The 26,052-nt window shown below is 47.9% G+C and carries 25 protein-coding genes and 1 pseudogene; 19 read left to right on the top strand and 7 right to left on the bottom strand.

Annotated elements, in window-relative coordinates:
• The first annotated feature begins 12 nt into the window (after positions 1 to 12).
• On the top strand, positions 13 to 1,662 hold the full coding sequence (locus ACKTSG_RS05515) for a peptide ABC transporter substrate-binding protein (RefSeq protein ID WP_407892739.1): 1,650 nt from the start codon (positions 13 to 15) through the stop codon (positions 1,660 to 1,662).
• Between the two features lie 102 nt (positions 1,663 to 1,764).
• On the opposite strand, the gene ACKTSG_RS05510 is transcribed toward ACKTSG_RS05515, so the two are convergent.
• Both ACKTSG_RS05510 and ACKTSG_RS05505 read right to left on the bottom strand, forming a co-directional pair.
• On the bottom strand, positions 1,765 to 3,282 hold the full coding sequence (locus tag ACKTSG_RS05510; RefSeq protein ID WP_407892764.1) for a DHA2 family efflux MFS transporter permease subunit: 1,518 nt from the start codon (positions 3,280 to 3,282) through the stop codon (positions 1,765 to 1,767).
• A 31-nt stretch (positions 3,283 to 3,313) separates the two neighbouring features.
• The gene (locus ACKTSG_RS05505) at positions 3,314 to 3,919 is read right to left on the bottom strand and encodes a PadR family transcriptional regulator (protein ID WP_407892737.1); all 606 of its coding nucleotides are present in this window, start codon (positions 3,917 to 3,919) and stop codon (positions 3,314 to 3,316) included.
• Positions 3,920 to 4,093: 174 nt separating this feature from the next.
• Here ACKTSG_RS05505 and ACKTSG_RS05500 point away from each other — a divergent pair, with 174 nt between their 5' ends.
• Positions 4,094 to 4,516 (top strand): GNAT family N-acetyltransferase, encoded by a 423-nt coding sequence (locus ACKTSG_RS05500; RefSeq protein ID WP_407892762.1) that lies wholly within the window; start codon positions 4,094 to 4,096, stop codon positions 4,514 to 4,516.
• A 76-nt stretch (positions 4,517 to 4,592) separates the two neighbouring features.
• On the opposite strand, the gene ACKTSG_RS05495 is transcribed toward ACKTSG_RS05500, so the two are convergent.
• Both ACKTSG_RS05495 and ACKTSG_RS05490 read right to left on the bottom strand, forming a co-directional pair.
• A complete protein-coding gene (locus tag ACKTSG_RS05495; protein WP_407892735.1) occupies positions 4,593 to 6,227 on the bottom strand; it encodes a peptide ABC transporter substrate-binding protein in 1,635 nt (544 codons plus the stop codon).
• Between the two features lie 333 nt (positions 6,228 to 6,560).
• Positions 6,561 to 7,280, bottom strand: a complete 720-nt coding sequence (locus ACKTSG_RS05490) for a GntR family transcriptional regulator (RefSeq protein WP_407892733.1) — start codon at positions 7,278 to 7,280, stop codon at positions 6,561 to 6,563.
• A gap of 96 nt (positions 7,281 to 7,376) precedes the next feature.
• On the opposite strand from ACKTSG_RS05490, the gene ACKTSG_RS05485 reads away from it, so the two are divergent.
• The 16 genes and pseudogenes from ACKTSG_RS05485 (at position 7,377) to ACKTSG_RS05410 (ending at position 22,314) form a co-directional block, all read left to right on the top strand.
• Positions 7,377 to 8,123 carry a MurR/RpiR family transcriptional regulator gene (locus tag ACKTSG_RS05485; protein WP_407892731.1) on the top strand — a complete coding sequence of 249 codons (747 nt, stop codon included), beginning with the start codon at positions 7,377 to 7,379 and terminating at the stop codon, positions 8,121 to 8,123.
• Positions 8,124 to 8,401: 278 nt separating this feature from the next.
• On the top strand, positions 8,402 to 9,742 hold the full coding sequence (locus ACKTSG_RS05480) for a PTS sugar transporter subunit IIC (RefSeq protein ID WP_407892729.1): 1,341 nt from the start codon (positions 8,402 to 8,404) through the stop codon (positions 9,740 to 9,742).
• Between the two features lie 93 nt (positions 9,743 to 9,835).
• Positions 9,836 to 11,293: a 6-phospho-beta-glucosidase gene (locus tag ACKTSG_RS05475; protein WP_407892727.1), complete on the top strand. Its 1,458-nt coding sequence runs from the start codon at positions 9,836 to 9,838 to the stop codon at positions 11,291 to 11,293.
• Positions 11,294 to 11,344: 51 nt separating this feature from the next.
• The gene (locus ACKTSG_RS05470; RefSeq protein ID WP_407892725.1) at positions 11,345 to 12,268 is read left to right on the top strand and encodes an ROK family protein; all 924 of its coding nucleotides are present in this window, start codon (positions 11,345 to 11,347) and stop codon (positions 12,266 to 12,268) included.
• A gap of 1 nt (position 12,269) precedes the next feature.
• Positions 12,270 to 12,755 (top strand): hypothetical protein, encoded by a 486-nt coding sequence (locus ACKTSG_RS05465; RefSeq protein WP_407892723.1) that lies wholly within the window; start codon positions 12,270 to 12,272, stop codon positions 12,753 to 12,755.
• Between the two features lie 261 nt (positions 12,756 to 13,016).
• Positions 13,017 to 13,202 (top strand): annotated as a pseudogene (locus ACKTSG_RS05460) (helix-turn-helix domain-containing protein); the annotation flags it as partial.
• Between the two features lie 87 nt (positions 13,203 to 13,289).
• On the top strand, positions 13,290 to 14,951 hold the full coding sequence (locus tag ACKTSG_RS05455) for a BglG family transcription antiterminator (RefSeq protein ID WP_407892760.1): 1,662 nt from the start codon (positions 13,290 to 13,292) through the stop codon (positions 14,949 to 14,951).
• A 10-nt stretch (positions 14,952 to 14,961) separates the two neighbouring features.
• Positions 14,962 to 15,990, top strand: a complete 1,029-nt coding sequence (locus ACKTSG_RS05450) for a M20/M25/M40 family metallo-hydrolase (RefSeq protein ID WP_407892721.1) — start codon at positions 14,962 to 14,964, stop codon at positions 15,988 to 15,990.
• Between the two features lie 16 nt (positions 15,991 to 16,006).
• Positions 16,007 to 16,330 (top strand): PTS sugar transporter subunit IIA, encoded by a 324-nt coding sequence (locus ACKTSG_RS05445; protein ID WP_407892719.1) that lies wholly within the window; start codon positions 16,007 to 16,009, stop codon positions 16,328 to 16,330.
• A gap of 5 nt (positions 16,331 to 16,335) precedes the next feature.
• Positions 16,336 to 16,686: a PTS sugar transporter subunit IIB gene (locus ACKTSG_RS05440; RefSeq protein WP_407892717.1), complete on the top strand. Its 351-nt coding sequence runs from the start codon at positions 16,336 to 16,338 to the stop codon at positions 16,684 to 16,686.
• On the top strand, positions 16,686 to 18,002 hold the full coding sequence (locus tag ACKTSG_RS05435) for a PTS sugar transporter subunit IIC (RefSeq protein WP_407892715.1): 1,317 nt from the start codon (positions 16,686 to 16,688) through the stop codon (positions 18,000 to 18,002). Before ACKTSG_RS05440 ends, ACKTSG_RS05435 begins: the two co-directional genes overlap by 1 nt.
• Before the next feature lie 91 nt (positions 18,003 to 18,093).
• On the top strand, positions 18,094 to 18,726 hold the full coding sequence (locus ACKTSG_RS05430; RefSeq protein ID WP_407892713.1) for an RDD family protein: 633 nt from the start codon (positions 18,094 to 18,096) through the stop codon (positions 18,724 to 18,726).
• Positions 18,727 to 19,794, top strand: a complete 1,068-nt coding sequence (locus tag ACKTSG_RS05425) for a M24 family metallopeptidase (protein WP_407892711.1) — start codon at positions 18,727 to 18,729, stop codon at positions 19,792 to 19,794. It begins immediately after the preceding gene.
• 9 nt (positions 19,795 to 19,803) lie between these two features.
• Positions 19,804 to 20,973: a MalY/PatB family protein gene (locus ACKTSG_RS05420; protein ID WP_407892709.1), complete on the top strand. Its 1,170-nt coding sequence runs from the start codon at positions 19,804 to 19,806 to the stop codon at positions 20,971 to 20,973.
• An 18-nt stretch (positions 20,974 to 20,991) separates the two neighbouring features.
• The gene (locus ACKTSG_RS05415; protein ID WP_407892707.1) at positions 20,992 to 21,357 is read left to right on the top strand and encodes a Rid family detoxifying hydrolase; all 366 of its coding nucleotides are present in this window, start codon (positions 20,992 to 20,994) and stop codon (positions 21,355 to 21,357) included.
• Positions 21,358 to 21,384: 27 nt separating this feature from the next.
• Positions 21,385 to 22,314, top strand: coding sequence for a lactate/malate family dehydrogenase (locus ACKTSG_RS05410; RefSeq protein ID WP_407892705.1), 930 nt, complete (start codon positions 21,385 to 21,387; stop codon positions 22,312 to 22,314).
• 127 nt (positions 22,315 to 22,441) lie between these two features.
• Here ACKTSG_RS05410 and ACKTSG_RS05405 read toward each other — a convergent pair whose 3' ends face one another.
• Positions 22,442 to 23,788: a dihydrolipoyl dehydrogenase family protein gene (locus tag ACKTSG_RS05405; protein ID WP_407892703.1), complete on the bottom strand. Its 1,347-nt coding sequence runs from the start codon at positions 23,786 to 23,788 to the stop codon at positions 22,442 to 22,444.
• Between the two features lie 59 nt (positions 23,789 to 23,847).
• On the bottom strand, positions 23,848 to 24,276 hold the full coding sequence (locus tag ACKTSG_RS05400; protein ID WP_407892701.1) for a MarR family winged helix-turn-helix transcriptional regulator: 429 nt from the start codon (positions 24,274 to 24,276) through the stop codon (positions 23,848 to 23,850).
• A gap of 258 nt (positions 24,277 to 24,534) precedes the next feature.
• Here ACKTSG_RS05400 and ACKTSG_RS05395 point away from each other — a divergent pair, with 258 nt between their 5' ends.
• On the top strand, positions 24,535 to 25,155 hold the full coding sequence (locus ACKTSG_RS05395; RefSeq protein WP_407892699.1) for a hypothetical protein: 621 nt from the start codon (positions 24,535 to 24,537) through the stop codon (positions 25,153 to 25,155).
• A 14-nt stretch (positions 25,156 to 25,169) separates the two neighbouring features.
• Here ACKTSG_RS05395 and ACKTSG_RS05390 read toward each other — a convergent pair whose 3' ends face one another.
• Positions 25,170 to 25,958 carry a Cof-type HAD-IIB family hydrolase gene (locus ACKTSG_RS05390; RefSeq protein ID WP_407892758.1) on the bottom strand — a complete coding sequence of 263 codons (789 nt, stop codon included), beginning with the start codon at positions 25,956 to 25,958 and terminating at the stop codon, positions 25,170 to 25,172.
• Between the last annotated feature and the right edge of the window lie 94 nt (positions 25,959 to 26,052).

The following is a 26,052-nucleotide window of genomic DNA, read 5'->3' as shown; positions in this document are numbered from 1 at the left end:
GGAGGAATTGTGATGACGCATTTCAAAACTGCCGCATTAACTGTTGTGACCTTAGCATTAGGCTTGGTTTTGGCAGCTTGCGGCAACAACACCAAAAGCCAGTCGAATTCAGCGCCGAAACAGGAACTGAATTTAAGTGCCACCGCACCTTTGGCCACGATCGACTTGGCGCAAGCCACTGGCTACGGCCAAACTGGCAATGTTTACGAAAGCTTCTGGCGCTTAGGTCAAAATGGGAAAGCCATCGCCGGTTTAGCCAGCAAAGCCGTGAAGTCAAGCGATGGAAAAACTTGGACCATTACCATTCGCGATAACGCCAAGTGGAGCGATGGTTCGCCGATCACGGCCCAAGACTTTGTCTATTCTTGGCAGCGCACGATCGACCCTAAAACCAAGTCCCCGTATAGCTACTTGTTTTCTGGGATCAAAAACGCCGATGCCATCAACCAAGGCAAAGCCAAGCCTGACACGTTAGGGATCAAAGCTTTGGATACCCACACCGTTCAAGTCAGCTTAGACACGCCGATCGCGTATTTCAAAGTCTTGATGGCTTATCCGCTGTTTGCCCCGCAAAATGAAAAAACTGTCACCAAATATGGCAAGAAATACGCCACCACCAGCAGCAAAATGCTTTATTCTGGGCCTTTTGTGATCACTGGCTGGAACGGGACTGGCAACACGTGGACCTTTAAGAAAAACCCATACTACTGGGATAAAAAAGTGGTTCGCCTGCAAAAAATCAACTTCCAAGTGGTGGAAGACACCAGCACCGGCGTTAACTTATTCAACACCAACAAGTTGGATCTGACGCCACTGGCAGTTAACCAAGTGCCAAAATACGAAAAAGACAGCACCTTCCGTTCTTACGCATACTCGTATATTGCGTACTTGCAATATAACTTCGCCGCCAAAGATGCCACCGTCAAAGCCGCGATGAATAACCAAGACATTCGCTTAGCCTTTTCCCAAGCGCTAGATCGCAAAGCGCTGACCAAAAAGGCTTTAGGTAACGGTTCAGAAATTCCAAGCGGTTTTGTACCCAATGACTTAGCCAGTGATCCGACGACAGGCAAAGATTTCGCCAAGCAACAAACTGTCGCCAACACCATCAACTATGCCGCATCGTCAGCTAAAGCCCACTGGACCAAAGGCCTCAAAGCTATCGGTAAAACCAAGTTGACCTTGACGCTGTTGTATTCTAACGATGATCCAACAAGCAAAACCACGGCAGAATATATTGCCGGCCAACTCCCTGATCAATTACCAGGTTTGACCATCAACTTGAAAGCTTTGCCATCACAAATGGCCAAGCAAAAAGAAACCGATGGCGATTTCGACTTGGCGTTATCTGGTTGGGGTGCCGACTTCAATGACCCAATCAGCTTCTTGCAGATCCCAGAATCTAACACGCCTTATAACTACGGCAAATATTCCAACGCCCAATATGACGCCTTGATCCAAAAGGCAACGACGACTGATGCCAATGATGCCGCCAAGCGCTGGGAAGATCTGGTGCAAGCCGCGAAGTTGTTCAACCAAGCTCAAGGGGTGACGCCGCTGTATCAACAAGTTACCGCCTACTTGCAAAAAGGTGACGTCAAAGGTTTGACCCATAACACTGCAGGAACGCAGTGGGGGTATAAGACCGCTTATATCAAATAGCAACGAGACACCAAATAAGGCGCCTGCCACGCAAAGCCCAATGACTTTGTGCGACAGGCGCCTTATTGATTTCTCACCTTAAAGTTAACCCGGGAAATAGTTTTAGTTCAAGTCGCCAGAATCATGCGCCTCTTGCATCAAGAAGAAGGCGGCACCAGCGCCGATCACAAACACGATCGCGGCAGTTAACGTAATGCCGCGCATGCTGTGGGCGTAAGCATTCAACACCGTGGTTTGGAAATCATGGGCAAAAGGCGCTTTGCTCATCCGCGCAGAAAAGGCGATGCCATGGCCTGCAAAAGGACCAGCGTCGACTAAGACTTTTTGCAAGGATTTAACGGCGGCACTGGGTAGTGCGGCGATCTTGTTTAAATGCGTGCTTAAGTATTGTTCATAGCGGTGGTCTTGGATCAAGCCTAACCCCACGACCCCGACTGTGGTACCGATTTGCCGAAAGACGTTGATCAAACCGCTGGCCATGCCCATGGTTTGTGGGGCGACGCCTTCCATGCCGGCAGTGTTGAGTAAAGGATTGACCATCCCATTGGTGATCCCCATTAAGATCATCGCCGGCCACATTTGCCCAAAGCTCAAATGCGTGGTCATGGCATTCATCATCAAGATAAAGCCGACTGCCCCCAGCAATAAGCTGTAGCCGATCATTTTGCGCTTGGAAAAACGCGCCCCAAGCATCCCAGTGATCGGCCCTAAGATCAGTGACCAAATCGAGATCGTCAGCTGCCGCACACCGGTTTGCAAAGCCGAATAGCCAATGTAGTTTTGCATCAACACCGTCAAAAAGGCGTTAAACGAGTACATCGCGATCCCCAAACCTAAAGCGACAATGATGGTGCCGACAAAATGGCGACTGTTAAACATGGAAAGGTCAACCATCGGATCGGTGACGCGACGTTCAACGACAATGAATAAGAGCAAACCAATCACCGCAGCGATCAGCCAACCGGCCACACCTAAACGCGTCCAAGCCCAGCTGGTGTGGGCTTCTTTTTGGATCAAGCCGTAGATCAAGCTGAATAAGGTGAACGCCGATAACGCCATCCCGGCGAAATCAATGCGCTGTTTGGCGCCATAACTCGGCGTTTCGTTGACGTAAAAGGCCGTTAACAACACGGTGATGATGCCGACTGGGACATTGACGTAAAAAATCGCTGACCAGCCGAATTGGCCGACTAAATACCCGCCGATCAAAGGCCCTGAAGCCGTTGAGATCCCGATCACCGAACCTAATATCCCTAATGCGACGCCACGTTTTTTGCCAGAGAAGTTGGACGCGACTAACGCCATGGCCAATGAGTTCATCCCGGCACCACCGACAGCTTGCACCGCCCGGCCGATGTTCAACACCATCAAATTCGGCGCCATGCCGTTGACGGCAGACGCCACCACGAACAGCACGATCGAGGCCAAAAATAATTTCTTGCGCCCATACATGTCACCAAGCTTGGACACGATCAGTAAGCTGACGGCCAATACCAAGGTGTAAATGTTGAGCACCCATTGTAAGTTGGTGAAGGTCTCATTGAAATGCGTCGCCATGGTTGGCAAAGCGACATTAACGACAGTAACGTCTAATAACCCCATAAAGGTGCCTAGTGACATCGCGACTAAGGCGATCCACTGGCGATAACTTTTATTCACGGTTGTTTTCCTCAGATTCTGTTGTGATTTTTGGAACAGCGGTAAAATGCGCATCATCAGCTAAGCCATCCATGGCTTTGAGCTGTTCATCGACCCAAGCCAAGCGCGTTTGCGAAACCCGTAACGCCAACTGTAAGGTGCGCAGCGACCAAGACACGTCGACTTGCTTACTAGCGTCAGTCAAAATGTTGCGCAAATGACCGATCACACCACGGTAAGCGTCGATATCAGCGGTGGTGGCATCACGGTAATCGTTGAGTACGGTGCGCTGAAAGCCAACTGATTCGCGCCCGAGCCCACGGAATTTAAAGCGGAAGTTGGACTCGCGCTTAGCATCCATGGCGATCGGCGTGTGCATCAGCGCTTCAAAATGATCGATGCCACTAGGCGTGATCTTGGCCAATTTTTGGGTGCGGCCTTTGATCAGCTTGACTTCCAAGGTGATATAGCCGGCTTTTTCTAGTTTGTGCAACATGGGATACATCACGCCATTGGAGATCTGGCGCCGCGGCTCCAAGTTGCCTTCTAAGATCTTGCGCAGCTTGTAGCCGGTGCGATCGCGCACGATCAGCGCACTTAAAATCAATAATTCGTACATCACAGCCTCCTAATAGGTCGAAGCGACAGGTTCCAGTATACGTCGATACGACCTATTGTCAAGGCCAAAGGGGATGCTAGAATCAAAATATTGATATTTTGATCGATGACTGAAAGAGGTGATCCTTTGGAAACGACAGTAACGGTCACGAAAACTGATGATCTGACCCCAGCGATGTTGCTAGAAATCCTAGCCGCCAGAACCAAAGTGTTTGTGGTGGAACAAAATTGTCCGTATCAAGAAGTTGACGCTAAAGACTTTAACGCGTGGCATATCCAGTTGCGCCAAGCTGGGGCGTTAGTGGCTTATGCGCGGATCATTTCGCATGATGACGGTCACTCGATCAGCTTTGGGCGGGTGTTGGTAGTCAAAGCCCACCGCCATGAACAGTTAGGTCGAATGCTCGTCACCGAAACCTTAAAGGCAGTGCGGCGCTTATATCCAGATCAACAAATCAAGATCCAAGCGCAGAATTATTTGCGTCACTTCTATGCCAGTTTTGGGTTTCAAGCTGTTTCAGACATGTATTTAGAAGATGGGATCCCGCATGTCGATATGGTGATGCAAGATCATGCGGAGTCAAAATGCCACCACTAAGTTTGCCTTAGTGATGGCATTTTTGTATCGAATCAAAAAACCTCGCTGCAGATTCGCAGCGAGGTCATTCAAGCGCTTAGTTCAACTTAGCGCCGGTGTAGTTGAAGGTGTTGGCGGGGCTATAAGTCAAGCCGGTGATCTTGGGACTTTGTAAAGTGGATAAGACCCGTTGGTAAATTGGCACGACACCCATGTCTTTGGTCAAGATCTGTTGGGCTTGGACCAAATCGTCCCAGCGCCTGTCAGCGTTGGTGGCATCAGTGGTCTTAGACTTTTTGATCAAAGCATCATATTGGGCATTGCTCCACTTGCCGTCGTTGTAGGAGTTGTCTGAGGTGAACAGATCCAAGAAGCTGATGGCATCTGGGAAGTCAGCGCCCCAAGCGGTAATGACCATGTCGAATTGGCCGTTAGCAGAGCGGGTCAAGCGCGTCTTAAATGGCACCGTCGCAGTGGTGACTTTCATGCCAGGTAAGTTCTTTTCCAAAATGTTTTGCAAATATTCGGCAGTGGTTTTGGCGTTGGTGGTATCATCAGTCATTAATTCCAAGTTCAAACTGGACAAGCCCACTTCTTTTAAGCCTTGTTTGAATAAGGTTTTGGCTTTAGCTGGGTCGTATTTGGTGTATTGGCTGGTGCCTTTGGCCGCAGTTTTAGCAAAATCAACGGAAGGATCTGATGGGTCAGACATCAAACCAGCAGGGGTGACGCCTGTAGAAGCCAAAGAGCCGTCGTTGAGCACTTTTTTAATGTATTGATCGCGGTTCAACGCATAAGAGATCGCTTGGCGGATCTTCAGATTCTTAAAGGCCGGGATCTTCTTTTCGTTAAGTTCCAAGTAGAACGCAGACGTTTGCTTCAAGGCTTTGTAGTCTTTGTTGGACTTAGCAGAAGCGGCTTGTTGCCCACCTAATGTGACTTGATCCAACTTCTTGGAGTTGTACAAGTTCAAAGCTGTGGAAGAATCTTTGACCACTTGCGTCTTGATAGTTTTAATGTGGATATTTTTGGCATTCCAGTACTTCGGGTTCTTGGTTTCAGTCCAAGAGTTACCGGTCCCGTTCCAACCCGACAAGGTATAAGCCCCATTGGTCAAAATGGCTTTAGAGTTGGTGCCGTATTTGGCGCCATATTTCTTGACTGCTTTTTCAGATTGTGGGAAAAAGGCAGGGTTAGTCAACATGGTGTTGAAATAAGGGATCGGCTTTTCCAAAGTGACTTCAAACGTTTGGTCGTTGAGGGCTTTGACGCCTAAGGTATCAGGCTTCATCTTGCCAGCCATGATCGCATCGGCATTCTTGATGCCAGAAAACAGGTACGCATATTGGGCTTTGGTGGCAGGATCGACCGTGCGCTTCCACGCATAAACGAAATCTTGCGCGGTCAACTTCGAGCCATCGCTCCAAGTCGATTTGCGCAACTTGTAAGTATAGGTCAAGCCGTTGTTGGTGGCTTTGGTGACTTTAGTGGCCAGCCCTGGGGTCAACTTGGTACCTTGATAATGATATAACCCTTCCATGGTATCTGTTAACGCTTGCCCAGAGATCGCATCCGTGTTTTTGGATGCATCCATGGTTGAGATCACATCGCCTTCCATCCGGCTCCACGTATTGGTGTTGGTGGAACTGGATTTGCTACCGCCACACGCGGCCAAGATCGCAGTTAACGCCAGCATGCCAGCGCCAGCGGTAAAGAACTTCGCTTTCTTCATGCAAAAATACCCCCTCATGATTGTCCCGGCGCCGCCATTTCAATTATGGTAGCGCTCAATTATCGCCACTTTACCTGAGAAAAATTTCAAAGTAAAGACGATTATTTGAATTCACAGAATGCTTTAATCAAAATGAAATGACGGTGTGTTAAAAATGGCATTCACGTGCGGATATGGTGGCGGGGGAGCTATGGTAGCGTAAGCAAAGCGGCATTTTGTATTTTATCGACAGCGCCATGATCGCGGAAGCGTTTGATGAGAGGGGACTGACGGAGATGATGAGGCTTTTTCTCATTATTTTGGCGGAAAATCGGCGCCATGTTTCACGTGAAACTATTGATGATAAGTATTCATCATCGCATACCCACCCCAGCGGGCCAAATTGCGTACCGTGGAGAAATCGACATGTTCGCCAGTTGATAGCCACACGACTTGGGCGATTTCAATGACTGGTTCGCCGAGTTGGGCTTGTAAATAAACCACATCACGGGAAGTGGCTAAAGTCGCAGTGATATCACGCTTGGCGCCAGATAAGCGCAACCCTAAGTGGTCACACAAATAGCCATATAGTGAACCTTTCAACACATCACGCGACAAACCGGGTACCAGCTTTAACGGTAGAAAGTTGTGTTCTAAAAACCGCGGCGTATCGTCGACTTTACGCAAGCGGTCAATGACATACACTGGCTCTTCAGCCGTTAAGCCAAGTTTGCTTTGGACCAAAGGACTGGGCATGGTGACATTAAACCCCAGTAACTCACTGGTAACGTGTTGCTCTCCTCGGGTTTCAGTTAAGCCGCTAAACCATGATCTTGGTGTTTCTTCAGCATGCGTGGCCACATCGCCTAAGACATAAGTGCCTCGCCCGGATTGCTTATACACCAAGCCCAATTGCGCTAAACGATCGCAGGCTTCGCGAATGGTGACGCGCGAAACGTTGAATTCTTTGGCCAAAGTATTTTGATCTGGCAAGCGCGACATCGGGGGATAAACTTGATCATGGATACGACGCTTGATCTCGGCGGCAATTTTTTCATATTTAGACTCTGACATGATCGGCCTCCTGTTTCCTTCTATTATAACGCCAAATGGGAGCGCTTGACCGCTGTATGCCAATGGCGCATGATAATGAAGTTAGGAGGGGTGCCTGTGTTTTCATACGAGAAACTACAAACGCTCAACGAACTAGAAACAGTGGTTTATAACTACATCAACAAACACCAAACTGCAGTCGAAACCATGACGATCCGCGCCTTGGCGCAAAAGGCCCATGTGTCGACCAGCACGATTTTGCGTTTTGCCGAAAAAATGGGTTACGAAGGCTATTCCGAGTTGCGCTTTGCGTTAAAGCAATATCGCAAACATACCCAAGAAGTGGCGCGTGGGGAAACTTATGATATCACGATGCCACTGGCGGACTTTTTTTCAAAAGTCAATTCGGTGGACTTTGGCAAGTTGATCGACCAAGCCATGGACTTGATCGAGCGCGCGCCTTTGGTGTTGTTTTATGGGATCGGTAGCGGGAATTCCTTGGCGCAATACGGGGCGCGGTTTTGGTCTAATGCAGGGAAGTTGTCGTTACCGGTGATGGATCCATTCCAACCGTTTCCTGCGCATACGCCATTACCACAAGGCACTGTGATGGTGGTGTTGTCGGTTTCTGGGGAGACGCAACAAGTGATCGAATTGGTGACTAAGGTGCAACCAGAACATGTTAAAGTCATTGCCGTCACCAATCATGGCAATTCGACGTTAGCCAAAATGAGTGACTTGGTGATCAGCTATTATATGCCTGATTTGGTGCATGGCGATTTGAACTTGACGACTCAAGTGCCGATCGTATATTTGATCGAAATGATCGCGCACAAATTAGACTCTGAGCACAGCCAAAATTAATGCATCAAGCGTGTAATTTACGACATAGAAACATACTAAAGATAAGTTGTTTACGATCATGAAACATGTTACGCGAGCGTAACATGTTTTTTGATTGCTTACGTGTTTCTCAATCGTTAGAAAACGTATACAATATTCAAGCTGGCGCATACAATGTAACTTGTGATCATGATTCGTGCGTACCCCCCAGATACGCCGCTTACTTGGGCCCAGCTCAATTTTTATCCTGCTAGCGTGTGGGCGTTGGCAGCCGCAATCAATATATTGGAGTGAATAATATGAATGACTACCTGAACAACAAAGTGTTGCCAAAAGTCATGAAGTTCACCAACAGTAAGATCATCGTCGCGTTAAAAGACGGGATGATCTACACCATTCCGTTCATTATTATCGGGTCGGTGTTCTTGATCTTATCATCTTTGCCAGTCGAATCTTGGGCGGCTTGGATGAACAGTACCGGGTTGGTGCCATACTTCAACCAAGCGACGAACTTCTCGTTTAATGTTATGTCGCTGATCGCCGTAACTGGGATCGCTTATGAATGGGCGCATAATGAACACATCGCCCCAATGCCAGCCGGGATCACCGCGCTGATCAGTTTCTTGGTCGTCCTTCAACCAACGGCCCCGATCACTGATGGCACTGGCAAAGTTTTAGTGAAGAATGTTTCGCACTTAACTGGCTTCATTGATACCTCTTGGTTAGCTGGTAAAGGGATGGTCGCAGCGATCATCATCGGGTTGATCACTGGGTGGATCTATTCTTGGTTTGTAACGCATAACATTACCATCAAGTTGCCTGAACAAGTTCCGGCGAACGTCGCCAACTCGTTTATCGCCTTGATCCCAGCCGCGGTATTGGTTACCGGCTGGATGTTGGTTTACATGGCCTTTGACCATTTTGCTCACACGTCGATGTTGCAATTCATCTACAACGTGATCCAAACACCACTACAAGGGATCACCGATTCCTTTGGTGGGGCGTTGATCGTACCACTATTGATCTCATTTTTATGGTTCTTTGGGGTCCATGGTTCCTCGATCGTTTCAGGGATCATGACGGCGATCTTATTGTCTAACGGGACTGAAAATGCCAAATTGTTCCATGCTGGCAACTTGACGCAAGCTGCTGGTGGGCACATTTTCACTCAAGCATTGCTGGATCAATTCGGGACCGTAACTGGTGCCGGGATCACCATTGGTATGGTCGTGTACATGCTGTGGTTTGCCAAGTCTGAACAAATGAAGTCCTTAGGGAAGTTGGAAATCGTCCCAGCGTTGTTCAACATTAACGAACCGATCTTGTTCGGGGCGCCGATCGTGTTGAACCCACTGATGTTGATCCCATTTATGATCACCCCAATGCTTTCAATGGGGCTGACATATTTGGCGATCCAATTCGGGATCATTCCCCTATTTAATGGGGTGTACGTGCCTTGGACCACGCCGCCGATCGTTTCTGGGTTCTTAGTTGGTGGCTGGCGTACCGCATTGTGGCAAGCGTTGATGCTTGTGATGACCTTCTTTGTTTACTTGCCATTCGTTCGTCGCCAAGACAACGTGCTGTATTCACAAGAACAACAGCGTTTGGCTGAAGAAGAAGCGCAAGCTGCTAAGTAATCGGTAAAAATGTTAAGGCGAAATACCACGCAGGAGACTAGCTGTCGCCTGCACGGAATTTCGCCTTTGTTGACACAAGGAATGGAGTTAGTTATGGCACAATTGAGAAAAGACTTCTTATGGGGCGGCGCAGTGGCTGCCCACCAACTGGAAGGTGGTTGGCAAGCAGGCGGCAAAGGCGTCAGTGTCGCTGACGTGATGACCGCCGGCGCCAATGGGGTCGAGCGGCGGATCACCGATGGCGTCAAACCTGGTGAGAATTATCCCAACCACGAAGGGATCGATTTTTATCACCACTATCAAACTGATATCGATTTGTTTGCCGAACTTGGCCTCAATTGTTTTCGCACCTCCATTGCTTGGACGCGGATCTATCCTAATGGGGATGAAAGCAAGCCTAATGAAGCAGGCTTGAAGTTCTATGACGATTTGTTTGACGCACTGTTAGCCAAAGGCATTCAACCGGTGATCACTTTGTCGCATTTTGAAATGCCTTATCACTTGGTCAAAGCCTATGGTGGCTGGCGTAATCGTCAAGTGATCCAATTTTTCGTCAATTTTGCCACTACCGTTTTCAAACGCTACAAAGACAAAGTGAAGTATTGGATGACGTTTAACGAGATCAACAACCAAGCGGACTATTCTGGCTCGTTTGCAATGTTTACCAACTCCGGTGTGCAAGTCGCACCTGGTGAAAACGCTGAAGCCGTGATGTATCAAGCCGCGCATTATGAATGTGTGGCGTCAGCTTTAGCCGTACAGATCGGCCATCAGATCAACCCTGATTTTCAAATCGGGGCAATGATCGCCATGGTGCCATTGTATCCTGCCAGTCCTGATCCACGTGATGTATTCAAAGCAGAACGCGCGATGCAAGCCCGCTATTGGTTTGCGGAAGTTCAAGCGACTGGCCATTATCCTGCTTGGCTGACTAAGTATCAAGCAGATGCCGGCTTTGATCTAGATATCACTTTAGAAGATCGTGATGTATTGATGGCAGGAAAAGTTGATTATATTGGCTTTTCTTACTATATGTCAAACACTGTGAAGGCTAAAAAAGTTGAGCCAGATTCCTTTAAATATGAAGAGTCAGTCGATCAAGTTCGAAACGTCACCGTGCCGATCTCACAATGGGGTTGGCAGATCGATCCAGTCGGGTTACGCTATGCGATGAACTGGTTCACTGATCGTTTCCGCTTGCCGTTGTTCATTGTTGAAAATGGCTTTGGGGCCGTGGATCAAAAAGATGCCAGCGGCCACATTCATGATGATTATCGTATCAGCTATATGCGCGACCATCTTAAACAAATGAAACTCGCCGTCACCGTTGATGGCGTCGACTTGATCGGCTACACGCCATGGGGCTTCATCGATTTAGTCAGTGCCGGTACTGGGCAAATGTCCAAACGCTATGGGATGATCTACGTCGATAAAGACGATGATGGCAAAGGGTCTTTGGCGCGGTCAAAGAAAGATTCATTCTACTGGTTCCAACACGTCATTGCCACTAATGGGGAAGACTTGTCGGATGTTACGCCGGATTATTGTTAAGCGCCAAAAAGCCCGCCAAGCGGGCTTTTATCGTCAGAAGGGAAGCAAAACATGCGCAATTATGTCAGTTTTGATATTGGGGGTACGACCATCAAGTATGGCTTGTTAAATGAAAAAGGGGAGATCTTGAGCCATGCGGCAGTGCCAACGCCCACTGATCGCGATGAGTTATTAGGGGTGTTGACCCGCGTCGTCAAGCAGTACGCTGATCACCAGCCGCAAGCCATCGGCATCAGTGTGCCTGGTATCGTTCAACGCGATGGTTATATGATCACCGGCGGGGCGATCAAGTGTTTATATGAATGTCCTTTAGGCGCGCTTGTTGCCAAGGCGACTGGCTTGCCGGTTCATGTGGAAAATGATGCCAATGCCGCAACCATTGCTGAAGCCTGGCAAGGGGCGGCTCAAGGGGTCAAAGATTATCTTTTGTTGGCGCTAGGCACAGGCATCGGTGGCGGGATCGTGATCAATGGCGAAGTTTTCCGAGGCGCTCATGGCATGGCAGGAGAGATCGGCTGGAACATCACCCATGATATCGACTGGACGGATGATCTAGAAGCCAGTTCCTTGAATTTCCACGCGGCAGTGGTTTCTGGCTTATTGCGCCGCTATAATGCCAGCTTGCAACAAGTCGATCATGACGCGTCAAAAGTCACTGATGCTCGGCAGATCATTTCATTGGCACATGCTGGTGATGCCATCGCTGCGCCGATTTATCATGACTTTTTGGTGGATATTGGGGTCATGTGTTGCAACTTGTTGGCCACACTTGATCCGGAATTGATCTTGATCGGTGGTGGCATTTCAGCCAATGACCAATTCATTGAAGACTTACAAGCAGAACTTTCTGAGTTGTTGGCGCGGCACACCAGTTTGAATCGGGTGAAAAAGCGTGTCTTAGGCAAAGTGGTGGCAGCAGGCTTGCGCAATGATGCAGGACTTTTAGGCGCTGTATACCCATTAGTGGAGGCATAAAATGCTCAGTTATCACTTGTTGCGTCATGATCTGACCAAAGAGCAATGTTATTTACAGCGCTGGGCTAAGCGCGGCTATCAATTGACCAGCGTCCATGGGTCTTGGCATCATTTTGAAAAAATGGCCCACCAGCCTGCCGCAACCTTGCAAGTAGTGGGCATTGATGCGGATCCTGAAGCCAGCACGGTTTATACGCGCAGACTCGGCCGGCGGATCTTGTATCGTGTTGGGATCAAGTCAGGAAATGATGAACAAGCAGTCGCCGCTTATCATGCCTTCATGCTTGATCAAGGAACGCGTCAAGAGTGGCGCGGTGGCATGGCGATCGGCTTAGGGGTGCTGCTATACGGTATCAGTCGCATTGCTAGCTTTGGCAGCTTGCTGTGGCTAGGTTTAGGGGCATTGATCGTTGGTTATGGCGCTTGGACGATGTTTGTCGGTTTACACAATACCGTCGCTTCAACGCATACTGAAGCCGCACAATAGTTTCACGTGAAACGCTGGCCGGAAATGGTTGGCGTTTTTTTGCTGTGCGCGAGATTTGGAAGGTTAGCAAAACCATGAATAGTTAACGATTTGAGGCAAACTCAGCGTTCATCAGATTAATTTTGCGGTAATGTAAGAATTGTTTACCGTTTAGTTTGAAAGCATTTATCAAACTAGGTATGATCGAACATACATTAATTAATAAAACGTTTGCATCATCTCGTGCAAAAACCGGTCTGTTATAGCACAGAAATTGTCGGTATGATGAATATGGATAAAGGGGAAGATCATATGAGACCATATCAAATTATGCGTGCACTGCTTGACGCGACTGGATATGTATCAGTTGCATTTCTGATGGATCAATTAGGTGTGTCAAAACGCACGGTTCAAAACGAAATTGCGTACTTGAGAAAATCCGGAAAAGCACATGGTTTTATTCTCCATAATATCTATGCGAAAGGGTACTTTCTTGAAATAACTGATCAAGCAGCGGTAGATCAATTCACCCAAGACTTAAATTCAAACGAGGCGGTGGTAGACGAAGAACATCTTGTGATCGATATGATCGGCGAATTGCTGTTGGCATCTGGGACCTTTTTATCCGCGCAAAATGTAGCAGATGCCTTACAAGTCAGCAAATCTTTGATTTTCTCCAAAATCCAAACTGTGGCTGATTATCTCAGTGCCTATCATTTGGGACTTGAACGTAAATCTCATTATGGGATGCGTCTTCACGGTGATCATGCGGCGGTTCGCCAGTTGATGCTGGCATTGTATATGCGCGGTGACAATCACTTCAAATCAGAAACGGATAAACGCTTAGGTGATTTTTCAAAATATCAACGGATGATCGAATCCACGATCCACGCGCGAAATTTGCGCGTTGGCTATTATGAATTTCAGGTGTTGATGACATGGTTAAAGGTGATGGTGGTATACGCCCAACTTGTGTTACCGCAGTCATCGAAAATCACCACGCTAGGCCAAACCGCCTTTGATGACGTTTTGCAAACCATCCAAGCAGACTTTGATCTTACCCCTGATCCACAAGCACAAGCCGAATTTCAACAACTGGTACAAAATCTGGTACAGCCTTCGAACAAGCCTGATGTCAACGTTGATCGGCAAACGCTGGAACAGTCACTGAAAGCTTATTTTCGTCAAGTTGATGCCAAATACCAAATGGACTTTAGTCAAGATGACGATTTTCTCAAACAATTAACGACGCACTTGATGTTTTTATTCGATCGTTTGAATCAAAACATCAGTTATAAAAATCCCATGTTACTGGAGTTATGCATTCGCTACCCAATGATTTTCGATATCGTTTTGAAGTTCTCTTCATTCTTAGAAGCACAATATCATGAAGAGATCTCGTTGGATGAGTTAGGGTTTATCACCGTTCATTTCCTCAATCATGTGGAAAATGAGCGTAATAAACGGCTGAATCGCTATGATCGCGTCGCCGTGGTTTGTACCACTGGCGGTGGGGTCAGCAACTTGATCAGAACTCAGATCTTAGGCTTGTTTCCAACTTCAACGGTACAAACCTTTTCGTTTTGGGAAACCGCTGATCTCAAAGCCTTTGATCCTAATTTAGTCTTCACTGTGGTGCCTTTGGATATCACGTTGAATGTACCGACACTTTATATTAAGGAGCTGTTGACACGGCGCGATTTAGACAATATCAAGCAGATCTTGTGCTTGGATGATGCACCAGGAACTGAGGCGGTTGCCAAAGTCTTGACCAAAGATTATGTGGATCTGTTACATCATGATCTGTTTTTGGTTACCCAAGCCACGGATTACCATACCGTGATCAAACAAATGGCCCAACAACAGATCAAGCACGGCTACGCGTCAGCTGAATTGATCGATCAAGTGATGCAGCGTGAAGAGTATATGAGCACGATTTTCAAAAATGGGTTGGCCATGCCCCATCCGCTGGAAATGAATGCCAAGAAAAGTGGCATCGGCGTTGCTGTGATCACCAATGATCTTCAAGAAGCAAACCGCCCAGTGAAAATCGTTTTTATGGTCAACTTGGCCAAAGCGGATCTTGATTTATACCAAAATATCTCAAGCGGGTTATTCCAACTGATGCAAAGTCCAGAAAAAATCGCGCAAATCAATCGTCACCATGTATTTCAAGAGGTATGCGACGTGTTGAGAAGTTTCCCAACGTCGGACTAAGGAGGAAATGATGGACTGGAATTTATTAGAAGCACTGTCCAATGCCGATGCTGTAGCATCCAATGAAGATCAAGTGCGTGAACTTTTAAAATCGGCGTTAGCGCCTTATGCCGATACATTTGAATTTGATGGCTTAGGGAGTTTGATGCTCACCAAAGCTGCCGACCAGCCTAATCGCCCTACTATCATGTTTGCAGCGCATATGGACGAAGTGGGGTTCATGATCCGCAATCTTTCAGACATCGGCTTGGCGTATTTGCAACCTTTAGGCAACGTGGAAGCACGCGCCAAATCCATGCAAATGATGCGCGCGTATACCCAATCAGGCAAAGTGGTCAAAGGGTTGATGAACGTTGATACTGCAGGGGATGCTTATGTCGATTTTGGGTTTGATTCTCGCGAAGCATTATTAGCAAGTGGGCTGGATATCGGTGATGTCGTCGTTTTTGATTCAAGCTATCAGGTGCTATCTTCAGAAGGGTTAGTTGCAGGCAAGGCCATGGATGACCGAGCAGGATGCTTTGCTTTAGTAGAAGCGATGCTGGCGCTTAAAGATGAGGCGCTGCCAGTCAATGTCGTTGCCGCGTTTACCAGCAGTGAAGAAGTGGGAACTCGCGGCGGCCGCTTAGTCTCCAAGTTAGTGGCACCAGATGTGTTTTTTGCTTTAGATGTAGCCAAGCATCCTGAGTTAGATCGTGGGTTTACCGATCATCGGGTGCTAGGGGCGGGGCCAATGTTTGAATTTTATGACAAAACCATGGTTCCCAATCGCCGCTTGCTTAACTTGGTTCAAAGCATCGCCCAAAAAGCACAGATCGCCTATCAAAAAGATATGTTCAAAGGTGGCGGTACCGATGGTGGGACAGCACATTTGGAAAATGGTGGTACGGCATCAATGGTCATCGGCTTGCCTTTGCGCTATTGCCACGATCCATATTCGTTTGCCAGCCGAGCAGATCTTGAAGCAACGACAAACTTGATCCAAACTTTGGCCCATCAACTAGGACCAGATGAAATCGCACAGTGTTATCAATTTTAAGAGGATGGTGATGGGGATGAATGCAGCAGAACAGCAAATTATGGGATTGATCTCGTCTGCCGGAGAAAGCCGCGCCAAGGCGTTTCAAGCACTTCAAGCCGCCAGAAAGCGCGATTATGAAACCGCCCATGCGCTTTTAAAAGAAGCGGCTGATGTTGATGTTGAAGCGCACAATATTCAGACGAGTTTGATCCAAGCCGAACTCAGTGAAGGAGGTGAGAAACCAAAGATCAATTTATTGATGGTACACGCGCAAGACCATTATATGACTGCACAGTTGGCTCGAGATCTGGTCGAAGAAATGATCATGATCCTCGAATCTCGCGATAATGAGGAGTGAGAACAATGAAAATTGTCTTATGTTGTGTTGCCGGTCTGTCCACGACTATGTTGATGGATAGCATGAAAAGTGTGATCAAGAAGAGTCAAAAACTTGATATCAATAATTTTGAATTGATGGCGATCCCAGTTGAACAATTACCTCAAGAAATCGAAGGCACTGATGTGGTATTGCTTGGCCCTCAGGTTTCTTACAAAAGCGACTTTGTTAAATCAGTGACAGAGCCTTTGAATATTCCCTTCATCGTGGTTGATAAAGCCACTTATGGCGCCATGGATGGGGCAACGGTGATCAAAGAAGCGTTGATCGCTAAGCGGAAGCAAGAATTGAAGAACCAGGCAGGAGGTGAAGCGTGATGTTTGACAAATTCGAAGCCTTTATGTCGAAGTACTTCACCCCGTTAGCCGATAAGATGGATAAACAAGTTTATCTCAGTGCCATCAAAAAGGCGATGGTGGCGATGACCCCGATCTTGATCATTGGGAGTTTCTGTTTGATCCCTGATGCTTTGCCGAACATGATCGGCAAACATAATATCATTTCGGAATGGGTCACTGCCAATTCTGCGATCATTTCAATCCCTTATACCGTCGGCATGGGGATGATGGCTTTGTATGTTGCCGCTATTATCTCTTATCACTTGGCCGTTTCGCGCAAACTCGATGTGCCTGGATGTGTCACCATGGGGGTCATGGGCTTTTTGATCCTTGCGGTTGACTTCACCAAAGATGGTGCGATCGATGTGACGTATTTTGGGACCAAAGGGCTGTTTGTTTCCATGTTTGGGGCGATTTTAGCCGTAGAGTTGTTCCGCTGGTGCAAAAAGCGCAACTTTACGATCAAAATGCCAGAAACTGTGCCTGATTTTGTTTCCAAGTCTTTTGAAATGATCCCGATTTCGATCATCGTGATCGGCGCGTTTGTGATCATCCGGGTATTTTGTGTCAACGTCTTACACACCTTGCCACCGATGATCTTCAGTATTATTTTTGCCCCACTGGTTGGGTCAATGGACAACCCATTTGCTTACACGTTCTTGAAGATGTTGCAATGCTTACTGTTCTTCTTTGGGATCCATCCAGCAGTGCTCAGTCCGATCACCAGCCCGATCTCCACGCAGTTCTTAGCTGAAAATATTGCCAACTTTAAAGCCGGCGCAGCGCTGACGCACTTCTTTACCCCTGGGATGGATTCAGCCTTTGGGAACTTTACTGGTACTGGGGTCACCTTCGGATTGGTGTTCTGGTGCATGTTCTCCAAAGCTGCTGCCCAAAAGAAGATCGGCCGTATCGCCTTGATCCCAGCCTTATTTGGGATCAACGAACCGATCTTGTTTGGGGCACCAGTGGTGTTGAACCCGTTATTCTTCATTCCATTTGTTATCATCGGCCCACTGGTATCTTCTCTTGGGGGCTGGGCAATGCATTTTGGCTTGTTGAAAATGTCGATTTTCACGCCACCATATGTCGGGGTCTTTCTTGAAGGGTATCTCACGACGTTTGACTGGCGAAGCATCGTTGTCAATGGCCTGCAAATGGTCTTGTCAGTCTTGATCTGGTATCCATTCTTCAAACTTTACGAACGTCGCGAATTGCAACAAGAACAAACGAAGAAATCCGCGATCTCTAAAGAAGACGAAGCTTTGATCGACGATTTGGACTTAGACTTCTAATCTCATTGACCCATATTTGGCAGTAGCGTTTACCTGATCAATGGGTAAACGCTACTGTTGATTGAAGCGCATCGTTAAAGGAGGCAACATTATGAGCAAACATCATCGTCATGCATCGATTCGCCCAGTGCCGACACCCACCAAGGCACCATTGGCCATCGAATATGGTCGTGATCGCGTGTATGCATCAGTGATCGATTGGCTGGTGGGTGGCATCGTGAGTGGGTTACCAGGGGTGGTCGCTTATGCGATCATGACTGGCACGTCAAAGCCGCTCAAGAACTTATACGCCTTTGAGGCTGCAGGGTTTTCAGCTGGCACCACGATGATCATTGCCATTTTGTGCCTACTTTTTGGACTGGCGTATTACGTCGTGGTTCCTTGGGTCATCTTTCCTGGCCAAACGCTCGGTAAGCATTGGCTACATCTACAAATTGTGCATCCTGATGGGGCGCCGATGCGATTGCGTGATTATTTGATCCGCCAAGTCGTCGGACTCATTTTACTTGAAGGCGTCGCGACGGCTACGGCGACTTACGTTCGGGTGATGATCACCACAGCCACAAGATTTTATGTTGATGGCTACTTCAGTGTCTTTTGGAACGTGGTGACATTGATCTCGATGGTCTTAGTATTTGGCACCAAGAAACATTTGGCGATCCATGACTATCTTGCCCACACTGCAGTGGTCAAGCTGCCAAAGTTAAAAACGGAGGTCATTTAATTGAACGATTCTAGACTCGATGCCTTACGGGCACAAATGCGCGCACAGCAACTTGATGCGTTTATCTTGAATGAAAAAGCCAATCGCTATTATCTGACTGGTTTTACCGGCACTTATGGCGAGGCGTTGATCGCAGCAGATGATCAGTTTATTATCGCTGACGGGCGCTATTTTGAGCAATTAAAGACCCAATCACCTAACTTTACGGTGGTCGATAATCACATGCGCATGGTTGAAGCGCTCAACCGCTTGATCACTGATCGAGGTTATCAACGCATCGGCATTGAAGCGGAGTACATGAATGTCTCTGAATATTTAGGGCTGAAAGCCAGTCAAGCGACTTTGGTCCCAACCACTGACGTCATTGAGTCCTTGCGAATGATCAAAGACCTTGATGAACAAAAGGCGATTCAAAAAGCTGGCGCGATCGCTGATGAAACCTATCAATATATTTTGGGTTACATCAAACCAGGGATGACAGAAAAGCAAGTTGCCAACGAGATCGATCGTTACGGCTTGGCGCATGGTGCCGATGCCACTGCGTTTGAAACGATCGTGGCGTCTGGTGTGCGCTCGGCTTTGCCGCATGGTCACGCGTCTAATAAAGTGATTCGAGAACATGAAATGATCATCTTTGACTTTGGCTTTATGGTCGATCACTATTACTCAGATATCACCCGTACGTTGGCGTTAGGCTCGGTTTCGTCCAAGCTCAAAGAGATCTATGCGGTGACGTTAGCCGCTCAAAAAGCGGCCATTAACGCTTGTCATGCTGGCGTTGCGATGGCTGAAATCGATCACGTTGCCCGCCAAGTGATCACTGATGCCGGATATGGAGAATATTTCCTACATGGCACTGGGCACGGGTTAGGTTTGACTGTGCATGAATTTCCATTGTTAAACCAAGACAGCCAAACTGATCTTCAAGCCCATATGACCTTTACGGTTGAACCAGGCATTTATTTAGCGGCACAAGGTGGCGTACGGATCGAAGATGATGTGTGGTTGGATGCAAATGGCGAGCCGCTGGTAATGACCCACTCTCCTAAGGAATTCATTGAATTGTGAGGATGCGCAATGACAAAAGTTGATTTTGACACAGTTGTCGATCGTTACGGCACCTATTCAACGCAATGGGATTATGTGAAAGACCGCTTTGGCGAAGCAGATCTGTTACCTTTTACCATTTCTGATATGGATTTTAAAGCGCCAGACAGTGTCGGCGCCGTCTTAAAGCAAGTCGCCGACCGTGGCGTGTATGGGTATACGCGCTGGAACCATGCGGATTTTAAAGGCACCATTCAACAATGGTATCAGCAACGTTACCACGCCCAAATCTCCCAAGACTGGGTGGTGTATAGTCCTAGCGTCATTTTCAGTTTGGCTAAATTGGTGACCCAATTCAGTCACCCGAATGCCTCAGTGCTGACGTTGAGTCCATGTTACGATGCCTTTATTGCCACGATCGAAGCTAACGACCGCCGCTTGGTGCAATTGAACATCACCAATGGATTTACCCTTGAAAAACTCGAACAGGAATTTATCCGGGTGCGCCCTGAAGTGTTTGTCTTGTGTAACCCGCATAATCCCCTTGGCGTTGCTTGGTCGCCTGAGCAACTATCAGGGATGGCGCATTTGTGCAATGCCTATCATATCGCCATGATCAGCGATGAGATCCACTTGGATGTGATGCGGGCGGGTGTTACGCCGCACTCGTTAGCTGATTATTTCGATATTTTGAATGTTCCTTGTGCAGTGTTATCTTCCGCCAGCAAAGCATTCAACATTCCGGCGTTAGGGTGTTCTTACGGCTTGATCCCAGATGATCGCCAACGTCTTGAATTCTTATTTACTTTGAAGCAACAAAATGCGCTATCGTCTGTGCCATATTTAGGCATGTTGGCGACGATGACGTGTTACCAACATGACGCAGACTGGCTGGATCAGCTAAATGAGTACTTGGATGGTAATTTTGCTTACCTGAAACAATTTTTGGCAGAGCGGTTGAATTACCATTATGAGATCCCAGACGCGACATATTTAGCTTGGATCGACATTAAGCCCTTCGGTGTGTCGATGGCTGACTTACAAAACGAGTTAGTCCGTCATCAAAAAGTGGCGATCATGGATGGCCAAATTTATGGGGTTGGCGGCGTAGATCATCTGCGGTTTAATCTAGGTGCACCGCGCAGTAAAGTTGAAGCTGGATTGAAGCGGTTAACAAAAGCCATCGAAGCGTTACAATAATCCTGAGGAGATAATGTGATGAAAACTATTTATTCCAAAAATGCACCAGAACCGATCGGACCTTATTCTCAGGCCAAGACAGTTGGCGATTTGTTATTCATTTCCGGCCAGATCGGCATCGATCCGGCCACAGGCAAGTTAGCTGGCGATACTGTTGAAGCGCAAACCAAGCAAGTCATGGCTAATATCGAAGCGATTTTACATGCTGCTGGGAAAGATTTCTCTCACGTGGTCAAAACGACTTGCCTATTGCAAGACATCAACGATTTTGCTGATTTCAATGAAATTTATGCCGCATCGATGATCAGCAAACCCGCTCGTTCAACGTTTCAAGCGGTGTTGCCGGCAGACGCGCGCGTTGAAGTTGAAGTTATCGCAGAATAAGGTGCGCTCAACAAAAGGAGGAGACCAATGACGCATACAGTAGGAATTATCGGCATCGGCCATGTCGGCGCCGCGGTGGCTGAAGCTTTGGTGCTGCGCCAAAGCGTGTCGAAGTTGATTTTGATCGATAAACAAGACGCCAAAGCCCAAGCTGAAATGTATGATCTGGCTGACCAAAACACGTTTTTGACCCCAGGCACCCAGATCCAACAAATTGCCTATGCTGAAGCTTGGCAATTATCCGAGTGTGATGTGTTGGTCATGGCGGCAGGCAATATCAGCTTGTTAGGTGGCGAAAATGCCAATCGTTTGGCGGAATTGAAAAACAGCATCAAGATCGTTAAAGCAGTTGCGCCAAAAATCAAAGCGTCTGGCTTTAAGGGCATTTTGATCAATATCACCAATCCTTGTGATGTGGTGGTCACCTACTTACAACAACAAACCGGGATCGATCGCCAGCGGATCTTTGGCACTGGGACTTTATTAGATACCGCTCGGATGCGCCATGCCGTTGCGCGAGTTTTAGGCTGCAGCCAACAAGACGTTTCTGGATATGTGCTTGGCGAACATGGCGAGTCGCAATTTTGTGCCTGGTCAACGGTGCAAGTCAACGGCGTGCCAGTTGAATCCCTGGCACAAGCCAAAGGCATGAACTTGGACCAATTGAACCAAGAAGCCAAAGCTGGCGCTTGGCGGATCGTTGCGGGTAAAGGCTATACCTGTTATGGTATTGGCTTGACTGCCGCCACGCTTGTTGAAGCGGTGTTGAACGATTCGCGGCAAGCTTTTCCGTTGTCTGCTTACAGCGCTGAATTTGACGCTTATGTTGGGCAAGTCGTTCATGTTGGTCAACACGGTTTGCTGGATCATGTCGCTTTACCATTGCGGCCAGAAGAAGTGGACGCTTTTGCTGATTCCGCCAAGCAGATCCATCAACACGTGGCTGATATTCGTTAACATCAATTGTATCATGCACTTTGTATGATATTTTGACCAAATTACTGACATAACAGCATTTCAAAATTAAAAAAATCCGCCACTTTTGCTGAATGATCGGCAAAAGTGGCGGATTTTTAGCGTGAGATCAACGCGGCAAAACGGTAGCTAACAGATCTAACACGCCAGAAGTGGCACTTGGGAAGGCGAAGATCTGTTGTTGCAACATGGTGGCGGTATAGTGGCCATTGATCACCATCGTCAACACATTGATCAAGTCTTCGCTGTCGTCAGCGTACAAGCTGGCGCCAACTAAAGCACCGGCTTGGTCGAAGACTAACGTTGCTTCAGCGTCTAAAGCATGCTTATATTGGAAGGCCAACTGTTGGCCAAAAGGTAAGACTTGCGTGTGATATTTCTCTGGTTGTTCGGCGGCTGTGGCGGTAGAAACGCCGACTTCAGCTAAGCGCGGCATGCCAAAAACAACACTTGGGATCGCGGGATAGCTGATCGGTTGGGGGTTGCCTAAGATCACGCTGGCAATGTAGTTGGATTCAAAAGTTGCGACTGGCGTCAGTTTGGCTTGTGGCTTGTCGATCACATCACCACTGGCAAAAACGTTGGCCACTGCCGTTTGCAAATGATCGTTAACGGCGATGCCACGCCGCGAAACTTTGATGCCTAATGCTTCAAGGCCTAAGTTTTCCACGTTAGCGACGCGGCCGGTGCTGCCTAATACATAATCGGCAGTGACGCTCAAGCCGTTATTGGTGACCACCTTGTAGCCGTCAGCGGTTTTGTCGACACTGGCCACAGCTTCATTGAAATGGAAGTTGACGCCTTGTGCCATCATTTTAGCTTGCAGACGCTTGACGTAAGTTTGGTTAAAAGGTGCCAAAGCACGGTCGCTGAATTCGATGATATCAACAGCTTTGCCCATGGTGGCTGCCATTGACGCAAATTCCATGGCGATGATGCCAGCGCCGATAAAGACTAAGCGTTCAGGCATGTCGGGTAGATCGAGAAATTCGCGGCTGTCATGAATATGTTCTGCACCAGGAATATTTAAGGTAGCAGGGCGCTGGCCGGTACCTAAGACAAAGTAGTCACTGGTGTATGTTTGATCGCCTACCGAAACAGTATGCGCGTCAAGCAACTTGGCGCTGCCAGTGATCATGGTGATGCCCATTTGCGTGAACAAAGTGGTCATGGTTGGCGCCAGCGGGTCGATCACTTGATGCTTGTATTGCATCAAATCAGGCCAGCTGATCTGTGGCAATTCGTGCACCCCGCTGCCTTGGAAACGTTGCAGTTGTTCGACTAGTTGAAAAGGCCCATCTAAAGCGATTTTAGCGTCACATCCATAGTTGGTGCAGGTGCCGCCGACCAGGTCTTTTTCCACGATCGCCACGCGCTTGCCTTGTTGCTTTAAGGCTACGGCAGCGTGCCAAGTGGCATGGCCAGAACCGATCATCATCACATCAAAATCATTCATGAGTAGTACCTCCAGAAGTTTTTAGTCGTGCACGACTGATTAAGGATAAAACCACTGCCTTAAGCGTCTAAGGCAGTGATCAGTTTTTGATTTAAGGCAAGGGCTTGTTCATAGTCAGCTTCAGTGAGGCGATAGCGCCCTAAACACTCAGCTAAAGCTTGTTGGATCGCGGCTTCGCTGGTTTTGGCATGGGCGGTGAGGCTGACGATCAAGCGGCGTTTGTCAGTTTGCGGATGCTTGCGAGTGACCCAGCCGTGTTCTTCCAGCCGCTTGACTAAAGGCGTCAAGGTATTGGAATTTAGCTGCAATTCCTGGCCAAGATCGCGCAACTCGCGGTGATCTTGATTCCATAAAACCGTCAGCAGCAAATATTGCGGATAGGTCAAACCAAACTCGCTTAGTGCATCTTGATAAAACTTGTTGAATAAGCGATTAACGTTATAAACACTGAAACAAAGTTGATTGGCTAAATTAACATGGGTCGTCATGAGATGCTCCTTATTAGTCGTGCACGATTGAGATCACTATACGCCAACGTGATGGACTTGGCAAGTCTGAGGGAGGCTTAATTTTCTTGCACCTTGCCGCTTCAACGCAACAAACCCCAGAAGCCATCGCGCCTCTAGCGTACCAAACCGCTTCAGCTATCACTTGCAACCAGTTGATTTAGCACTTGTGGCGGCTTAAAGTTTGCCAAAAATGCTGACTTAAGGCACACTTGGGCCATCCAAAAGGAGGGGACAGCGATGAGCAAGCAAGTTTTTGTTGAAGGGGAGATCGTTAAGATCGATCAAGTTGCCACCGTGAATTTTTCCGGCCGGTCTCGGATCATGACCATGACGCTGATCATGCCAACGCGCCTAGATGTTACTGGCGGATCTCGCATCAATTATTTTCCTTGGGTGTTGTTGCCGACGTGGATCAAAGGGGCGTGGCGCCCTGGTGAGCATTGGCGTTTTGTTGGCCGATCGATCAAAAATACCGCGATCTTGCCAATCAGCAACGTGGCTGAAGTTCTGCAAGAATCGCGGGATCTGCGGGAATGGATCGCTAAATTTGCGATCAATTGGATCAACCAACATCAAGAACGGCATACCACCACAGCGTTATCGCATATCACGGCGAGTTTTGTCGATGGCAAAGTCACGCCGCAAAGGTGGTATTCGCGCTTGCGGTTCATGACTGGGGAAGAGGCGCCGTTGGTGGTGCCAGGCGAACAATTGAGTGAAGGGTTGGTGCAGTTGAATCGGCTACTGACAGTCGCCACTATGCCAGCGATCACCTTATGTGTGGTGACGCAGGCCACCAAGTTAGGACCCGATTCTTTGATGGCGGGAACCTTTGACATCAAAGACATGTCGCACTAATGTTTCACGTGAAACTAGTTGAACAGTTTCTCTAAATAAGCCAACACCCCAGCGTGATTATTATCAAGGGTGTGATCGTCTGCGATCGCGGCGACTTGCGGGTCAGCGTTTTGCATCGCGACGCCTAAGCCGACTTCTTGCAACATTTCCAAATCGTTGCCGCCATCACCGAAAGCACACATTTCACTAAGATCGATGCCTAAGCTTTGGCCTAAACGCTTCAATCCAGCAGCTTTGTTGACGCCTGGTTGGATCACGTCGATGTCGCCATGACCGCTGGAAGTGGGTACTGCCAAGCCTTTGGTGGCTTCTTTGATCTGCGCGACGATCGCGTCAGTTTGCTCTGGCGGGCAACCCATGGCGAATTTCAAAATGTTATCGTCAGGCAATTGGTCAAAGTTGTCCACGACGGCTAAGCGGGTGTAGTAGCGGCGAGTATCGTCGATCCATACTTGGCCTTCAGAACGGCGAATATAGGCACTGTTTTCACCACAAATCGACAGCTTTAGTTCTGGGATCTGCAAGAGGGCCTCCAGGACTTTTTTGGCGTGGTCTGGCGTAAACGTTGATGCGAATAATTTCTGCGTCGCCGTGCCACAGTACGCACCATTTTCACCTAAAAATAACACGTCAGGTTGGTCAAAAAACGTCTTCAATTGATAATATTGGTTCCCTGACGCGACTACAAAGCGCGTCCCTTGCGCTTGCAATTTCGGGTAAAGCTTGGCGAAGCGTTCACGGTCATAAGTCTTTTCATCAGATAAAAAGGTGCCATCCATATCAACAGCGATCAGTTTTGGAATCATTAGTTGCCCTCACAATATTTAGGAATGCCCTCAGTGTACCACGTAAGATAACGTTTGCAAAACCGGTATTATACAAAAAAGCCGCCATGGG

The sequence above is a fragment of the Lacticaseibacillus salsurae genome (assembly GCF_045862175.1).
Taxonomy (GTDB): domain Bacteria; phylum Bacillota; class Bacilli; order Lactobacillales; family Lactobacillaceae; genus Lacticaseibacillus; species Lacticaseibacillus salsurae.
Note: the sequence above shows the minus strand (reverse complement) of the source record. Positions and strands in the feature narration are given on the sequence as shown.

Excerpts from the sequence above, each read along its gene's own strand:
- ACKTSG_RS05515 (WP_407892739.1), top strand. The coding sequence starts at position 13 with ATGACGCATTTCAAAACTGCCGCATTAACTGTTGTGACCTTAGCATTA.
- ACKTSG_RS05510 (WP_407892764.1), bottom strand. The coding sequence starts at position 3,282 with ATGTCACTAGGCACCTTTATGGGGTTATTAGACGTTACTGTCGTTAAT.
- ACKTSG_RS05505 (WP_407892737.1), bottom strand. The coding sequence starts at position 3,919 with ATGTACGAATTATTGATTTTAAGTGCGCTGATCGTGCGCGATCGCACC.
- ACKTSG_RS05500 (WP_407892762.1), top strand. The coding sequence starts at position 4,094 with ATGTTGCTAGAAATCCTAGCCGCCAGAACCAAAGTGTTTGTGGTGGAA.
- ACKTSG_RS05495 (WP_407892735.1), bottom strand. The coding sequence starts at position 6,227 with ATGAAGAAAGCGAAGTTCTTTACCGCTGGCGCTGGCATGCTGGCGTTA.
- ACKTSG_RS05490 (WP_407892733.1), bottom strand. The coding sequence starts at position 7,280 with ATGTCAGAGTCTAAATATGAAAAAATTGCCGCCGAGATCAAGCGTCGT.
- ACKTSG_RS05480 (WP_407892729.1), top strand. The coding sequence starts at position 8,402 with ATGAATGACTACCTGAACAACAAAGTGTTGCCAAAAGTCATGAAGTTC.
- ACKTSG_RS05475 (WP_407892727.1), top strand. The coding sequence starts at position 9,836 with ATGGCACAATTGAGAAAAGACTTCTTATGGGGCGGCGCAGTGGCTGCC.
- ACKTSG_RS05470 (WP_407892725.1), top strand. The coding sequence starts at position 11,345 with ATGCGCAATTATGTCAGTTTTGATATTGGGGGTACGACCATCAAGTAT.
- ACKTSG_RS05465 (WP_407892723.1), top strand. The coding sequence starts at position 12,270 with ATGCTCAGTTATCACTTGTTGCGTCATGATCTGACCAAAGAGCAATGT.
- ACKTSG_RS05450 (WP_407892721.1), top strand. The coding sequence starts at position 14,962 with ATGGACTGGAATTTATTAGAAGCACTGTCCAATGCCGATGCTGTAGCA.
- ACKTSG_RS05445 (WP_407892719.1), top strand. The coding sequence starts at position 16,007 with ATGAATGCAGCAGAACAGCAAATTATGGGATTGATCTCGTCTGCCGGA.
- ACKTSG_RS05440 (WP_407892717.1), top strand. The coding sequence starts at position 16,336 with ATGAAAATTGTCTTATGTTGTGTTGCCGGTCTGTCCACGACTATGTTG.
- ACKTSG_RS05435 (WP_407892715.1), top strand. The coding sequence starts at position 16,686 with ATGTTTGACAAATTCGAAGCCTTTATGTCGAAGTACTTCACCCCGTTA.
- ACKTSG_RS05430 (WP_407892713.1), top strand. The coding sequence starts at position 18,094 with ATGAGCAAACATCATCGTCATGCATCGATTCGCCCAGTGCCGACACCC.
- ACKTSG_RS05420 (WP_407892709.1), top strand. The coding sequence starts at position 19,804 with ATGACAAAAGTTGATTTTGACACAGTTGTCGATCGTTACGGCACCTAT.
- ACKTSG_RS05415 (WP_407892707.1), top strand. The coding sequence starts at position 20,992 with ATGAAAACTATTTATTCCAAAAATGCACCAGAACCGATCGGACCTTAT.
- ACKTSG_RS05410 (WP_407892705.1), top strand. The coding sequence starts at position 21,385 with ATGACGCATACAGTAGGAATTATCGGCATCGGCCATGTCGGCGCCGCG.
- ACKTSG_RS05405 (WP_407892703.1), bottom strand. The coding sequence starts at position 23,788 with ATGAATGATTTTGATGTGATGATGATCGGTTCTGGCCATGCCACTTGG.
- ACKTSG_RS05400 (WP_407892701.1), bottom strand. The coding sequence starts at position 24,276 with ATGACGACCCATGTTAATTTAGCCAATCAACTTTGTTTCAGTGTTTAT.
- ACKTSG_RS05395 (WP_407892699.1), top strand. The coding sequence starts at position 24,535 with ATGAGCAAGCAAGTTTTTGTTGAAGGGGAGATCGTTAAGATCGATCAA.